This is a genomic window from Paenarthrobacter aurescens, assembly GCF_025421775.1.
Classification (GTDB): domain Bacteria; phylum Actinomycetota; class Actinomycetes; order Actinomycetales; family Micrococcaceae; genus Arthrobacter; species Arthrobacter aurescens_B.
The window spans coordinates 1-486 of record NZ_JAOEFX010000023.1 but is presented as its reverse complement, the minus strand read 5'-3'; the positions used below and the strand labels follow the sequence as shown (position 1 = coordinate 486).

Annotated in this window: 1 rRNA gene; it reads left to right on the top strand. The window is 54.1% G+C overall.

The features are described from left to right. Positions 1-486, top strand: a 23S ribosomal RNA gene (locus tag N7568_RS22515); the annotation flags it as partial.

Here is a 486-nt window from a genome sequence, read left to right as displayed (position 1 = left end):
ACCGAAGTTCCTGATTCCACGCTGCCAAGAAAAGCCTCTAGTGAGATGTAAGGTGCCCGTACCGCAAACCGACACAGGTAGGCGAGGAGAGAATCCTAAGGTGATCGAGAGAACTCTCGTTAAGGAACTCGGCAAAATGACCCCGTAACTTCGGGAGAAGGGGTGCTCTGGTAGGGTGTATAGCCCGAGAGAGCCGCAGTGAATAGGCCCAGGCGACTGTTTAGCAAAAACACAGGTCTCTGCGAAGCCGCAAGGCGAAGTATAGGGGCTGACGCCTGCCCGGTGCTGGAAGGTTAAGAGGAGGGGTTATCCTTTGGGAGAAGCTCTGAATCGAAGCCCCAGTAAACGGCGGCCGTAACTATAACGGTCCTAAGGTAGCGAAATTCCTTGTCGGGTAAGTTCCGACCTGCACGAATGGCGTAACGATGGCGGCGCTGTCTCCACCCGAGACTCAGTGAAATTGAAATCGCTGTGAAGATGCAGTGT